This window comes from Ensifer sp. BR816, from assembly GCF_000378985.1.
In the GTDB taxonomy this organism is placed as follows: domain Bacteria; phylum Pseudomonadota; class Alphaproteobacteria; order Rhizobiales; family Rhizobiaceae; genus Sinorhizobium.
In genome coordinates this window covers 5,659,426-5,672,254 of record NZ_KB905370.1, presented here as the reverse complement: position 1 = coordinate 5,672,254, position 12,829 = coordinate 5,659,426, and the positions used below count along the sequence as shown (strand labels likewise).

Annotated in this window: 15 protein-coding genes; 8 read left to right on the top strand and 7 right to left on the bottom strand. The window is 63.4% G+C overall.

Features of this window, described 5'->3' with window-relative positions; genetic code table 11:
* Positions 1-6 precede the first annotated feature (6 nt).
* Positions 7-324: a TfoX/Sxy family protein gene (locus RHIBR816_RS0127395; RefSeq protein WP_018239775.1), complete on the bottom strand. Its 318-nt coding sequence runs from the start codon at positions 322-324 to the stop codon at positions 7-9.
* A 63-nt stretch (positions 325-387) separates the two neighbouring features.
* Positions 388-915 (bottom strand): flavin reductase family protein, encoded by a 528-nt coding sequence (locus tag RHIBR816_RS0127390; RefSeq protein ID WP_018239774.1) that lies wholly within the window; start codon positions 913-915, stop codon positions 388-390.
* Between the two features lie 159 nt (positions 916-1,074).
* Between RHIBR816_RS0127390 and RHIBR816_RS0127385 the strand changes: the two genes are divergently transcribed.
* The 7 genes from RHIBR816_RS0127385 to RHIBR816_RS0127355 all read left to right on the top strand — a co-directional run bounded on the left by RHIBR816_RS0127385 (position 1,075) and on the right by RHIBR816_RS0127355 (position 6,999).
* Positions 1,075-2,163 (top strand): branched-chain amino acid ABC transporter substrate-binding protein, encoded by a 1,089-nt coding sequence (locus tag RHIBR816_RS0127385; protein WP_018239773.1) that lies wholly within the window; start codon positions 1,075-1,077, stop codon positions 2,161-2,163.
* On the top strand, positions 2,160-3,170 hold the full coding sequence (locus RHIBR816_RS0127380; RefSeq protein ID WP_026187482.1) for a P1 family peptidase: 1,011 nt from the start codon (positions 2,160-2,162) through the stop codon (positions 3,168-3,170). The genes RHIBR816_RS0127385 and RHIBR816_RS0127380 overlap by 4 nt, the downstream gene beginning before the upstream one ends.
* A gap of 73 nt (positions 3,171-3,243) precedes the next feature.
* Entirely contained in the window at positions 3,244-3,918 is a 675-nt protein-coding gene (gene rpe / locus RHIBR816_RS0127375; protein ID WP_018239771.1) for a ribulose-phosphate 3-epimerase, read from the top strand.
* The gene (locus RHIBR816_RS0127370) at positions 3,918-4,661 is read left to right on the top strand and encodes a DUF2259 domain-containing protein (protein ID WP_018239770.1); all 744 of its coding nucleotides are present in this window, start codon (positions 3,918-3,920) and stop codon (positions 4,659-4,661) included. Before rpe ends, RHIBR816_RS0127370 begins: the two co-directional genes overlap by 1 nt.
* Entirely contained in the window at positions 4,658-5,197 is a 540-nt protein-coding gene (locus RHIBR816_RS0127365; RefSeq protein WP_245262665.1) for a hypothetical protein, read from the top strand. Before RHIBR816_RS0127370 ends, RHIBR816_RS0127365 begins: the two co-directional genes overlap by 4 nt.
* 68 nt (positions 5,198-5,265) lie before the next feature.
* Positions 5,266-6,573: an adenylosuccinate lyase gene (purB, locus tag RHIBR816_RS0127360; RefSeq protein ID WP_018239768.1), complete on the top strand. Its 1,308-nt coding sequence runs from the start codon at positions 5,266-5,268 to the stop codon at positions 6,571-6,573.
* Between the two features lie 120 nt (positions 6,574-6,693).
* Positions 6,694-6,999 carry a PilZ domain-containing protein gene (locus tag RHIBR816_RS0127355; protein WP_018239767.1) on the top strand — a complete coding sequence of 102 codons (306 nt, stop codon included), beginning with the start codon at positions 6,694-6,696 and terminating at the stop codon, positions 6,997-6,999.
* A gap of 46 nt (positions 7,000-7,045) precedes the next feature.
* Here the strand turns inward: RHIBR816_RS0127355 and RHIBR816_RS0127350 are convergent, their stop codons facing one another.
* The gene (locus tag RHIBR816_RS0127350; RefSeq protein ID WP_018239766.1) at positions 7,046-7,855 is read right to left on the bottom strand and encodes a DUF2189 domain-containing protein; all 810 of its coding nucleotides are present in this window, start codon (positions 7,853-7,855) and stop codon (positions 7,046-7,048) included.
* 161 nt (positions 7,856-8,016) lie between these two features.
* On the opposite strand from RHIBR816_RS0127350, the gene RHIBR816_RS0127340 reads away from it, so the two are divergent.
* Positions 8,017-8,571 carry an alpha/beta hydrolase gene (locus RHIBR816_RS0127340; RefSeq protein ID WP_018239764.1) on the top strand — a complete coding sequence of 185 codons (555 nt, stop codon included), beginning with the start codon at positions 8,017-8,019 and terminating at the stop codon, positions 8,569-8,571.
* Here the strand turns inward: RHIBR816_RS0127340 and RHIBR816_RS0127335 are convergent.
* From RHIBR816_RS0127335 to RHIBR816_RS0127320, 4 genes are read right to left on the bottom strand one after another with little or no spacing between them, the layout of a single operon-like run.
* On the bottom strand, positions 8,552-9,400 hold the full coding sequence (locus RHIBR816_RS0127335; RefSeq protein ID WP_018239763.1) for an ABC transporter ATP-binding protein: 849 nt from the start codon (positions 9,398-9,400) through the stop codon (positions 8,552-8,554). The genes RHIBR816_RS0127340 and RHIBR816_RS0127335 overlap by 20 nt on opposite strands.
* A gap of 8 nt (positions 9,401-9,408) precedes the next feature.
* Positions 9,409-10,446: an iron ABC transporter permease gene (locus RHIBR816_RS0127330; protein ID WP_018239762.1), complete on the bottom strand. Its 1,038-nt coding sequence runs from the start codon at positions 10,444-10,446 to the stop codon at positions 9,409-9,411.
* Positions 10,443-11,453 carry an iron ABC transporter permease gene (locus RHIBR816_RS0127325; protein ID WP_018239761.1) on the bottom strand — a complete coding sequence of 337 codons (1,011 nt, stop codon included), beginning with the start codon at positions 11,451-11,453 and terminating at the stop codon, positions 10,443-10,445. The genes RHIBR816_RS0127330 and RHIBR816_RS0127325 overlap by 4 nt, the downstream gene beginning before the upstream one ends.
* Positions 11,450-12,808 (bottom strand): MATE family efflux transporter, encoded by a 1,359-nt coding sequence (locus RHIBR816_RS0127320; protein WP_018239760.1) that lies wholly within the window; start codon positions 12,806-12,808, stop codon positions 11,450-11,452. The genes RHIBR816_RS0127325 and RHIBR816_RS0127320 overlap by 4 nt, the downstream gene beginning before the upstream one ends.
* Positions 12,809-12,829 lie beyond the last annotated feature (21 nt).

Sequence of the window (12,829 nt, the reverse complement as noted above, 5' to 3'; positions counted from 1 at the left end):
GCGCACTCACTTTTTCGCTCTGCGCGCCGCCGCGAAAGCCAACTTCACCCAGCGGGCCATTTCATCCGGATCATCGTAGGCTGCCTCAGGAATGCTCCAATAGGGCATTTTCACCGGCTTTCCCTTGCCGTCATAAGCCCATTGCCTCGCGCCCGCCTCCTCGAGTTCCGAAGCCGATTCGGCGTCGCCCTTCAGAAGGATCTCCCCGTCGACCTCGAGCGCGAGAATGATCCCCTCGCAATAGATGCCCTTGCCGCCGAACATGCGGCGAATGGTGATCAACCCCAGTGTCTCGAACATTTCCTCGATTGCAGCATTGTCCATCGCGTCGGTCCTTCAGGAGATGGGCGCCGGCCCGGTTCTACGCAGCTCAGTGAAACAGCGAACTCACAGCGTGCGGTAGCCCCGGTCCACATAGACAAGCGGCGCCGCCTTTTCGCCGATTCGCACATCGACGACTTCGCCGAAGAGGATCGCGTGGGTGGCCATAATCTTGACTTCGATCAGTCGGCAATCGAAGGCGGCAGTCGCATCGACGAGAATGGGGGCCCCCGTCGTCAGCTGCGTCCAGCGGCCGAGCGCAAACCGGCGCTCCATATCGAGCTGGTCGCGTCCGGAGAAGGCGTGCGCCAAAGCGAGGTGGTGGCCACCCAGAACGTTCAACGCGAAGCCGCCGCTGCGGGAGAAGATGTCGTTACGAGGATTTGCAGCATTGAGGCAGGCGAGGATCGTCGGCGGATCGTCCGAGACCGAACAAGCGGCGGTAATGGTCACGCCACGCCGTTCGGCGCCATCCGCCGCAGTGATCAACTGCACGTGATGCGACAAGCGGCTCATCGTGTCGCGGTAGGTTATCGGGTCCAGCCGGGTCTTCTCCAACACATCACGCTCCGGATCGGTATCTCGCACATACATAAACTGTCGCCGAGAATATGAAACTAGGCCGACCGAGATTCTTGCCGATGCGCGCAGCCCGATGACGCAGACGGGGTGATCGCCGCTTCCACCCCTATCTTTTCCTTTGACGAGTTGTCCCACTTCCTTAAAACATGGCGGGCGATAGCGGAAAAAAACATGCTGAATTCGATTGGTACGACCCTTTTTGCCGCCGGACTGGCGCTGTCCACCCCTGCGCTTGCCGCCGGACTGAAGGTTGCCGTCGTCGCTCCCGCTGACGGTCCCTTTGTCGCGCTCGGAAAACAGATCACCGATGGCGCCGCGTTCCAGGCCGGGGATCGGGGAAGCGAAATCATTCCCATCGCGGAAAGCTGCGACCCCGCCGGCGGCGAGGCCCTGACGAAGGCGCTACTTGCCAGCGGCGCCGAGGCTGCAATCGGCTTCCTGTGCACCGAGAGCCTGGAAGCGGCGCTGCCGGCCCTTGCCGAAGCGGGCATTCCCGCCATTACGCTGAGCGTGCGCTCGGATATCCTCATGGAGGACGCCCTCAAGAAGAAATGGCCGCTCTATCGCCTGGCGCCGAGCGGCAAGGCCGAGGCCGCGGCGATCACCGATGCCATCGTGACGCACTGGAGGGACAAGCCGCTTGCGCTCATCGACGACGGAACGATCCATAGCCGCGAGCTCGTTGAAAGCGTGCGCACCGCCCTTGCCGAGATCGGCATTACCCCCGTCTTCACGGATACGTACCGCCCGTCGCAGGAACAGCAGGTCAGACTCGTTCGACGCCTGGCGAAGAGCGGTGCAACGCATGTGTTCACCGGCGGCGACCGCAACGATACCGCCGTCATTGCGCGCGATGCCAAGTCGGAGAATATTCCGATAACGCTGCTTGGCGGCGATACGCTGAACGCTGCAGATCTTGACGTGCCGCTCGAGAACGGCGTGCTCGCCGTCACTATTCCCGATCCGGCCCGGTCGAGTGAGGCCGCGCCGGTCGTCACGGCAATGCGTGCCGCCGGCATCGAGCCGGACGGCTACGTTCTCCCGGCCTTTGCAGCCCTGTCGCTGCTGGAGCAGGCAAAAGATCAGGCCGAGAAGGATGAAAAAGATATCCTGGACGCTCTTTTGAAGGGTCGCTATGGGACCGTCCTCGGCCCCGTTGGCTTCAATAGCGCGCATGAACGGGCCGAAAGCCCGTATCGGCTGATGCAATGGCAGGACGGCCGCTTCGTGCCCACCGCCGATGCAGGCAAGGCGCAGTGATGCGCAAGGGGCCGAACAATCTGATCACCGATGTCGCGGGAATCCTGGTCGGAAACGCGGAGGATCACCGGCTTAAATCCGGCGTCACGACGGTGCTTTGCGATCCGCCGGCTACCGCCGCGGTACAGGTTCTGGGCGGCGCGCCGGGTACGCGCGAGACCGACCTCCTCGCGCCGCACAACACGGTCCAGACCGTGGACGCGCTCGTATTATCGGGCGGCTCCGCCTTCGGCCTCGACGCGGCGTCCGGCGTGCAGGCGGCACTTCGCGAAATCGGCCGCGGCTTTCCCGTCGGCCCGCATCGTATCCCGATCGTTCCTGCGGCAATCCTCTTCGATCTGATGAATGGCGGCGACAAGGATTGGGGGCAGTTTTCGCCCTATCGCGACCTCGGTTATGACGCGGCGCGTGCCGCGGCAGAGACCTTCGCAACCGGCAGCGCCGGGGCCGGAACCGGCGCACTCACGGCAACTTTCAAGGGCGGCCTCGGTTCCGCATCGACGATCCTCGCAAACGGCGTCACCGTCGGCGCACTCGTCGCCGTCAACGCGCTCGGCTCGGCAACCATCGGCGACACGCGCCATTTTTGGGCCGCGCCCTTTGAAGTGGATGACGAGTTCGGCGGGGTCGGGATGCCGTCTCCCTGGCCGGCGGATGCGGCACGCCCGCGGCTCAAGTTCCGCGAGCCGGACGCAGCAGCCGCCAACACGACCATCGCCGTTGTCGCCACCGACGCGGTTCTTTCGAAAGCCGAGGCGAAACGCCTGGCGATCGCCGCCCATGACGGATTTTCCCGAGCGCTGTGGCCGTCCCATACACCGCTCGACGGCGATCTTGTCTTTGCCCTCTCGACGGGCGCCAGCGGCAAGACACTCCGGCTCGAAGATTTCATAGACCTCAGCGCCGCCGCGGCGGCGACGATGGCGCGGGCAATCGCGCGTGGCGTCCACGATGCCGCCGTGGCCGCGGGAGACCTCAAGCCCGCTTGGTCGGCATTGCCAGGATAACCGAGGGTCGCCCTCGCATGTTGTTCGCACGGTCGCGGAATGCTATGGGCGCGGGAAAGACCGGAGGCTGTTCATGAACCACCCTATTCGCATTGCCCCATCGATCCTGGCGGCCAATTTCTCCAAACTCGGCCAGGAGGTCCGCGATGTCGTGGATGCCGGTGCCGATTGGATCCACCTCGACGTCATGGACGGCCATTTCGTGCCGAACATTACCTTCGGTCCCGATGTCATCAAGTCGCTGCGCTCCTACACCGACGCGACGTTCGATTGCCACCTGATGATCGCGCCGGCCGATCCCTTCCTCGAAGCCTTCGCCAAGGCCGGTTGCGATATCCTGACCGTCCATGCCGAAGCGGGTCCGCATCTGCACCGCTCGTTGCAGACCGTGAAGGCACTCGGCAAGAAGGCCGGCGTCTCGCTCAATCCTGCGACGCCCGAAAACGCACTCGAATATGTGCTGGACACGGTCGATCTCATTTTGGTGATGACCGTCAATCCGGGCTTCGGCGGCCAGAAATTCATCGCCGCCATGGAAGAGAAGATCCGTCGCATCAAGGCAATGGTCGGCAACCGGCCGATCGAGATCGAAGTGGATGGCGGCATCACGCACGAAACCTCCGGCGTCGTCGCGGGCGCTGGCGCCAACGTGCTGGTCGCCGGCTCGGCCGTTTTCAAGGGGGGCTCGGTCGACGCCTACCGCACCGCCATCGAGGCGATCCGCGCACCGGCCGAGAAGGCGCGCTGATGAACGCGCGGGCGGCGATCGCGACTGCAGTCCTGATCGCAACGGCGATTGCCGCGCCGCCCGCCGTCGCGGGCGACTATGCCAGTTTTCAGCCGATCGGCTTTTCTTCGGACGGCAAGGTCTTCGCCTTCGAGGAATATGGCATTCAGGATGGATCCGGCTTTCCCTATTCAGCGATTTACGTCCTCGACACGCGCACCGATACCTTCCTGCCCGGCGCGCCGGTGCGCGCCCGTGTCGAGGAGGATGGCGGTGCCCTTCCCAAGGCTCGCCGCGACGCACGCCGGCGGGCAGAACCGCTGATCGACGCCTACCGTCTTCTCGATACGCCAGGGCTGCTTGCCGCCTACAATCCCGTCACGGAGCCTGACGCGGCCGACCACAGGCTGAGATACGATTCCTTTCCAGCCGACCCGCCGTTTCGAAAAACCTACGAAGTCGATCTCGAAGAAAAGAGCTTCGAAGCGGAAGGCATGTGCAAGGATCTCCTGAAAACCGTCAAGGGCTTCCGCCTCGTCATGACGGAGAAGGCCGGACAGCCGGTATCCGAGGTGCTGCAGGATGATGCCCGCATTCCGGAAAGCCGCCACTGCCCGACGGGCTACCGCATCGGCGGCGTGGTGACCCACGTCAACGATGACGGCACGCAGGTGCACATCGTCATGGTCCTGGTCAAATCGCTCGGTTTCGAAGGCACGACCGACGGGCGCTGGATCGCCATGCCGATCTGGCCTGGACGATGAAAAAGGAGCCCGCCGCCCATCCGAAAGGCTTCGCACCCACGCATCACGCGACACGAGTGCGCTTCCTTCGTGCCGTACCGTCGTGGCGTGAAGCTTTCATAGGTGGTCCTGCCTGGGGGCTGGCGATGGCGTTTTCCGCCTGGTGTGCGCTCTGGCTGCGTGAGCATGACGCCACATTCCACCTCGAAAGCATCCTGCTGCTCTATGCCCTGGGCGGCCTCGTCGCCTGGCCGCTTTCGCTTTTCGCGGGTCGATCTATCGCACAAGGTCGCGCCGTCGAAACACGCTTTGCGGCCTATCTTCTTTGCCTGATCGCGGGCACCATCGGCGTGACGGCGCTGTTCTTCGCTCTCGATTACCGGCTCTTCTATTCCCAGTGGCATGCGGAAGCAGGCTCGCGCGTCTGGTTCCATCAGGCGCTGTTCACGTCGCTCTCCGCCTACTACCAGTTCCTGGTGCTGGGGATCAGGCTATACCTGCCCGTCGGGGCCGTCGCCCTGCTGTTGGCGAGCTTGCGGCTGGCGCGTCCGCAATAGCGTTGAGCTTCCGTCCCATCTTTGATAGAGGCACAGCCATCCTCCACTGACGATGAAAGCTAGAGCCCATGATCCCCCGTTACTCCCGGCCGGAAATGGTGGCCATCTGGTCGCCTGAAACGAAGTTCCGCATCTGGTTCGAGATCGAGGCGCACGCTTGCGACGCTCTCGCCGAAATCGGCGTGATCCCCAAGGAAGCGGCCAAGACCATCTGGGAAAAGGGCGGTGCGGCGAAGTTCGATGTGGCACGCATCGACGAGATCGAGGCGGTCACCAAGCACGACGTCATAGCATTCCTCACCCATCTTGCCGAATTCGTTGGGCCGGACAGCCGCTTCGTGCACCAGGGCATGACGTCGTCGGATGTGCTCGATACCTGCTTCAACGTGCAGCTCGTCCGCGCCACGGATCTCCTGCTTGCCGATCTCGACCGGCTGCTCGAGGCGCTGAAGCGCCGCGCCTTCGAACACAAGGACACGGTGACGATCGGCCGCTCGCACGGCATCCATGCGGAGCCCACCACTTTCGGCATCAAGCTGGCGCTCGCCTACGCCGAATTCGACCGTTGCAAAGAGCGCCTTATCGCCGCCCGCGAAGAAATCGCCACCTGCGCGATCTCCGGTGCCGTCGGCACCTTCGCCAACATCGACCCCCACGTCGAGGAACATGTCGCGGCGGCGCTCGGCCTGAAGCCGGAACCGGTCTCCACCCAGGTGATCCCGCGCGACCGCCACGCTATGTACTTCGCCACGCTCGGGGTCATCGCCTCGTCGATCGAGCGTCTTGCGACGGAAATCCGTCACCTGCAACGCACCGAAGTGCTGGAGGCGGAGGAGTATTTCTCGCCCGGCCAGAAGGGTTCCTCGGCCATGCCGCACAAGCGCAATCCGGTGCTGACCGAAAACCTGACGGGCCTTGCCCGCATGGTCCGTGCCTTCGCCGTTCCGGCAATGGAGAACGTTGCGCTTTGGCACGAGCGCGATATCTCGCATTCCTCGGTCGAACGGATGATCGGACCGGACGCGACGGTGACCCTCGATTTCGCGCTGGCGCGGCTGACCGGTGTTATCGACAAGCTCCTCGTCTACCCGGACAACATGATGAAAAACATGAACAAGTTCCGCGGGCTCGTTCATTCGCAACGGGTGCTGCTCGCCCTCACCCAGGCCGGCACGTCCCGCGAAGACGCCTATCGCCTCGTTCAGCGCAATGCGATGAAGGTGTGGGAGGAAGGCAAGGACTTCCTCGAGGAACTGCTGGCGGACCAGGAAGTGCGCGCAGCACTCTCGGAAGAGGATATCCGCGAGAAGTTCGATCTCGGCTATCACACCAAGCACGTCGATACGATTTTCCGCCGGGTTTTCGGTACGGTCTGAACCGCCGCCTTCGAATTGACCCGCATTTGAGCGCTTGCTTCAAATGCGGGCAATTTTCTTAGCAGGCCCTTCAGCGCCCGCATGGAATCTGCACCTCGTAACAATAGTTTCGAGGGAGCCATGGCGATCAAGGAGAGCGTTCAGCGCGTGTCCGCCCGCACTGACACGAAGATAACCGGCACGGTCACATGCAAGACGGGCTCAAGCAACGGCGTCGTGAAGGATCTTTCCGACGAGGGCATCTGCTTTCAGCTGCTGTTCGATATCGGCGCCAGGACGGGTCAGGAAGTGACGATCCGCAGCGAGGAACTCGGTTTCCTCACCGGTATGGTGCGCTGGAGCCGCGGCGACAAGATCGGCATCAAGCTCAAGCTGTCGTCGAACACGGCCGCGCAAATCAGGTCCTACTACAAATTCTTCCGATAGCCGGGCAAACGGCGGCCGACCCATGGCCGGCCGCGCGGTTGACCGTCTAACGGATCGGCTGGGCTGGCTCCACCATCTTGCGATAGAGATGCCAGGTGGCATGGCCGAAGATCGGCATGATCACGGCCAAGCCGACGAAGACCGGGATCGACCCGATCAGCAGGCCACCGGCAATGATGAGCCCCCACAAGGCGACCGGCACCGGATTGGCGAGTGTCGCCCGTACCGAAGTCTCGATTGCCGTAAAGGCACCGACATCCCTGTCGAGGAGCAACGGGAAGGTGACGACGCTGATCGACAGCACGATCACCGCAAAAACGAACCCGACCGCATTGCCGATAAGGATCAGGTTCCAGCCCTGATCGGTACTGATGACGCCATTCCAGAATTCGGCGATGGAATTCGGCGGCGCTGCACCGAACATCGTTATGTAAAGGCCCTGGGCGACCAGGAGCCAGATGACGAAAATGACGAACAATAGGGCCGCCACCGCCAGGATCGATGGAATTGCCGGGTTGCGGTGCAGCCGCAGCGCATGCGGCCAGGAGGCGTCCATGCCGAGTTCGCGGCGTCGGCTGATCTCATAGAGACCGATGGCCGCGACAGGCCCGATGAGGGCAAAGCCGGATGCGAGCGGATAGAGCAAGGGCAGCATGTTCGCGCCCGCGCTCCAGGTCATCAGCACGAGGCCGGCAACAGGATAAATGAGACACAGAAAGACATAATGCGACGGCTTCTCGCGGAAGTCATCCAACCCGCGACGCAGCGCATCGAACACATCTGCAATGCCAATCTTTCGTATCTCGGGATGAACGACACCGTCGTTCGCCCCCGAGAGGACATGGAAGGTTGTCATGGCTCACACTCCTCAACGAACCAGAGCAGCCATGGATCCGCAGCGGCGGCGAAAAAAATGGCCGTGCGAACCGCGACCGCCATCTCGGATTATACAGAAAATGCAACCCTTGTCGCCTCCGCCTTGACTTCGGCTCTTTTCGTCGCCAAATCGCGGCGATCATGAAGGTTTCAGAAGCACATATCCTGATCGTTCCGGGCTATACCAATTCCGGCCCCGACCATTGGCAAAGCCGGTGGGAGCGCAAACTGTCGACCGCGCGCCGCGTCGTGCAGGCAGAATGGTCGAAGCCGGTGCGCGACGATTGGGTGGCGCGCATGATCGAGGAGGTGAATGCCGCAACGAAACCGGTCGTGATCATCGCCCATTCGCTGGGGATCGCCACAGCCGTTCACGCGCTTCCGCATTGCAAGAAGAAGATCGCCGGCGGCTTTCTTGTCGCCCCGCCCGACGTCGCCAACCCCAATATTCGCCCGAAGCATCTGATGACCTTCGGACCATATCCACGCGACCCGTTGCCGTTCCCATCTTTGGTGATCGCCAGCCGCAACGATCCGTTCGGCTCCTACGAGCAGGCGGGCGACATCGCCAATGCCTGGGGATCGCTTCTCGTCGATGCCGGCGATGCGGGGCACATCAATGCCGAATCCGGCCACGGGCCGTGGCCGGAGGGCACGATGGTCTTCGCCCAGTTCCTCAGCCGCCTCCAAGCCTGACCGGCCGGACGACCGAACCTCTCGTGCAGCCCGCGGCTGACGCATTCCGGGCCGCGATCCGCACCTGGAAATGAGGCGGGCTACCGTCAGCGGGCGCAAGGATGAATTCACCTTCGACCTGGAAGGCCTTTTCGACCAACCCGCTGCGCGCAAGTGCGACGGCATCACCGCTGTAGCGTATCTCGCCGCCGGTCATGAGCACGATCCGATCGGCGATAGCCATCGCGTGGTTGAGATCGTGAATGGAGAGGACGACCGCGACCTTGCGTTCCCGCGCGAGCCGGCAAAGCAGCTCGAGCACCTCGACCTGATGACCGATGTCGAGGAAGGAAGTCGGCTCATCGAGAAGGAGTATCCGCGCTTCCTGGGCCAGCGCCGCGGCGATCCAGGCACGCTGCCGTTCGCCGCCGGAGAGCGCGTCGAGCCGCCGCTCGGCAAGCTCACCCAACCCCGTCTGCTCCAATGCCCACGAAACCGCCTGCTGATCCCGGGAGGAGAAGCCGGCGAAGAGACCCAGATGGGCAAAGCGCCCCTGCCGCGCGAGCTGTTCCACCGTCATGCTCTCCGGTGACAGCGGCGCTTGCGGCAGGAAGGACAATCTTTTCGCCAGTTCCCGTCTCGTCCACTGGCCGACGGTGCGGCCCTCGATCATAGTGCTTCCCGACGAGGGCCGGTTGAGGCCGGCAAGAGCATGGAGCGCCGTGCTCTTGCCGGAGCCGTTCGGGCCGATGAGCGCGATGATCTCGCCGGGAGCGACATCGATAGAAAAGTCGCTGAGCGCGGTCAGCTCGCCATATCGAACCGTGATCTTTCTTGCGGACAGGAGCATCGCAGTCCTCACTGGTGGCGTCGCAACAGGATAAGGAGAATGGGGGCACCGGCAAAGGCGGTGACGACGCCGATCGGAATTTCCTCGGGGCCACCGATCAGGCGCCCGGCAAGATCGGCCGCCGTTACCAGCGCCGCACCGATAAGGGCGGCAAGCGGCAGGACGAGATGGAAATGCCGGCCCGCAACGAAGCGCGCCAGGTGCGGCACCACGAGCCCGACGAAGATCAGCGGGCCGACCGCGCCGACCGCACTCGCCGCCAACATGCTGGCGATTGCCAACACGAGGCTGAACCACCGGCGGTAAGAGAGGCCGAAGGAGCGGGCGGCGTCCTCCTCGAACCGTAACATTGCCAGGGGCCCGACCACGAATGGGAGAGCCAGGAATCCGACGATCGTGAATGGCAGGAGAAACAATACATGCTCCCAGCCTCGGGCATAGAGACTGCCCGCAAGCCATTGCATGACGATCTCTATTCGGGCGCTGCCCCAGCCAACGACGATCCCCATGGCGATCGCGTGCAGGAAGGCTCCGATCGCAATGCCGCACAGCGTCAGCCGCAACGCGCTCAAGCCCTTGCCGAGTGCCAGGGCATAGATCAGCACTCCGCCGAAAAGCCCGCCTCCGCATCCTACAAGTGGCAGCCAGCCGACAGGCAAAGCGTAAAGCGTGTTGGAGTCCGAGTTCAAACGGTAAACGGCAAAGAACAGGAAGACCGTCACGGCGAGGGTCGCACCCTGCGATATTCCCATGATCGTCGGGTCTGCAAGCGGATTGCGGGTGATCGATTGCAGCAACACGCCGGCAACGGCGAAATGCATGCCCGCGAGTATCCCGGTTGCGATCCTCGGTATGCGGATCGTGGCGATGATGAGATTGCCCTGGTCAGATCCATGGCCGGTCAGTACCGCCATGATCTCCGCCGCGGGCAGGTCGACGACACCAAAGAAGACCGAAAGAAGAATGAGGCCGATTGCTCCGAGGGTCAGGCCGGCGATCTGCTTGCCGGTGAAAGGCCTTGCAGCGGCGGCGGTAGCGAGGGTCATGCGAGCGCTCCCCTGCCCATAGAGGTCTCACGGCGCTGCGCCAGATAGATAAAAATCGGACCGCCGATCAACGCAGTGAATATGCTGACCGGGATCTCACGTGGGGCCGCAACCGAGCGTGCCAGCACATCGGCCGTCACGAGCAAGCCGCCGCCGATCGCGATGTTGAGCATGAGCGACCAGAAGCTATCCCTCGGATGCAGGAGCCTTACGAGATGCGGCGCCGCCAGCCCGACGAAGGCGACCGGTCCCGCGACCGGTGTGACCCCGGCCACAAGCCCGATGGCTGCGAGCATCAGGAGCGACTTCCAGACCGAGAGATTGACGCCCATGCCTGCAGCGACCTCGTCTCCGAGCGCCAACACGCCGAGTACCCGGTGACTGGCGAGCGCCACCGCCAGGCCTGAAATTATCCAGGGCAGCATGTACATGATCTGCGGCCAGGACCTGCCCTGAAAACCTCCCGACAGCCAGAACAGCACCGAGGGCGACTGCGGACCGCCCCTGAGGAGCACGTAGGTCGTGATCGCGTTGAGGAACAGGGCGACTGTGATGCCTCCGAGCGCCGTGTGAAGGGCCGAGGCACGACCGCCGCGCGCAACCCAGACCGTCATGGAGGCTGCCGCGAGCCCGCCGGCCATGCCGATTGCCGGATAGTAGAAGGAGGAAATGGCCGGCAAGAAGACGAAAGTGCTGACGATCGCCGCAACGGCGCCGGACGAAACACCGGTCAGGTCGGGTGCGGCGAGCGGGTTCCTGGTGATCGACTGCAGAAGAAACCCGGAAACCGCCAGCGCGCCGCCGGCAAGAAAGGCGGCTATGCTGCGCGGCATGCGGAGGGTCCAGACGATGATGCCGTCAGTTCCCTGGTTGGGCGAGGCGAGCGCCGTCAAAGCCTCTGCCAGCGTCATCGGCTTTGCGCCGATCAGCAGACCGAGCACCGCAACAGCAAAGGCAGCTGCCGAGATGATCACAGTCAAGAAGGCTGAGCGAGAAGAGAGGCTCATCGCGCCGGCTCCGCAACGGCAGCGGGAGCGACGCCCCGCTCGAACAGCAGCACCATGCCCGTGGCTGCCGCGGCCAGTCCCGCACCCATGCCAATCCAGACGCCGAGCACGCCCGCGTAGAGATGGAAGCCCACCAGCCAGGCTATCGGGGCTCCAACGATCCAGTAGCTACCGATGGTGATCCAGAACCCCTGCCCGGCGCGGCCGATGCCTCGCACCGCGCCGATGCCGATGTTCTGCAGGAAATCGAAGATCTGAAAAAGCGCCGCTGCGAAGACAAGCCCGGTTGCGATTTCATGCAGACCAGCGTCGCGTTCCGCCGCTATCGAGAAGAGCGCCGATACATCGGATGGGAAAAGCAGTAACAGGACCGAAAAGGCCGAAACCACCGCAAGTCCAAGACAGAGGCCGCTGCGGCCGGCCCCAAGCGCGGCCGCGCCGTCGCGCGCACCGATCGCCTCGCTAACCCCGATGGATGTGGCGTGCGAAAGGCCGATCGACAGCATGAAAACGACATAGATGACCTGGCTGACGGCCGCGTGCGCCGCGAGCGCGGCCGCCCCGTAGGTCCCTGCCATGAGGGCGATCAGCGTGGTGAATCCCGCCTCGGAGGCATAAGAGCCCGCAGTTGGCACGCCGATCTTCAGAATGCGCCTCAACGCCGATCCGATCTCGGCTGCAGATTTCTCCCGGATGAAACGCGTCGTACCGTGGGTGACCGACGCGATCGCGACGAATTGCAACAGATAGGAAATCGAGCTCGACGCGGCGACACCAGGAACACCGAGCGGGGGCAAGCCGAATGCGCCGAACAGGAAACCGTAGTCAAGCACGGCGTTTGCCACAACCGTGCCGAGGGTGATCAGAAGCAGCAGATTGGCGCGCCGCCCGCCAACGACGACGCCACGGTAGGCGTAGAACCAGAACAAGGGGAACAGCCCCGGCGCCACGAAGAGAAGGTAGCGCGCCGCGAATTCTGCAACATCCTCGTCCTGCCCGAACCAGGGAAGAAGAAGCCCGCCGAAAGCCAGAACCAACGCACCTATCGCGGCGGCACCCGTCGCGATGGCGAGCCCCGCGAGAAGATGCGCTCGGAACATGCCGGCGCGGCTCGTCTCCGCAACAAGATTGGACGTGCCGACGACGAGGCCGAAGCCCATCGTTCGGAGCAGATTGAACAGAGTGAAGCCGAGCGCGCCGGCCGCCAGCGCCGTGTCGCCCACCCAGCCCAACATGATCATGTCCGTGGTGGAAATGGCAACCTGGGCCAGTTGTACGGCGGACAATGGCATCGCGAGCGCGCCGATGCGGCGCGCCTGGGCGAAGGTGGGACGGGAAAGCGACACGGCAGGCATATCCGTTTTGACGGCCACTTT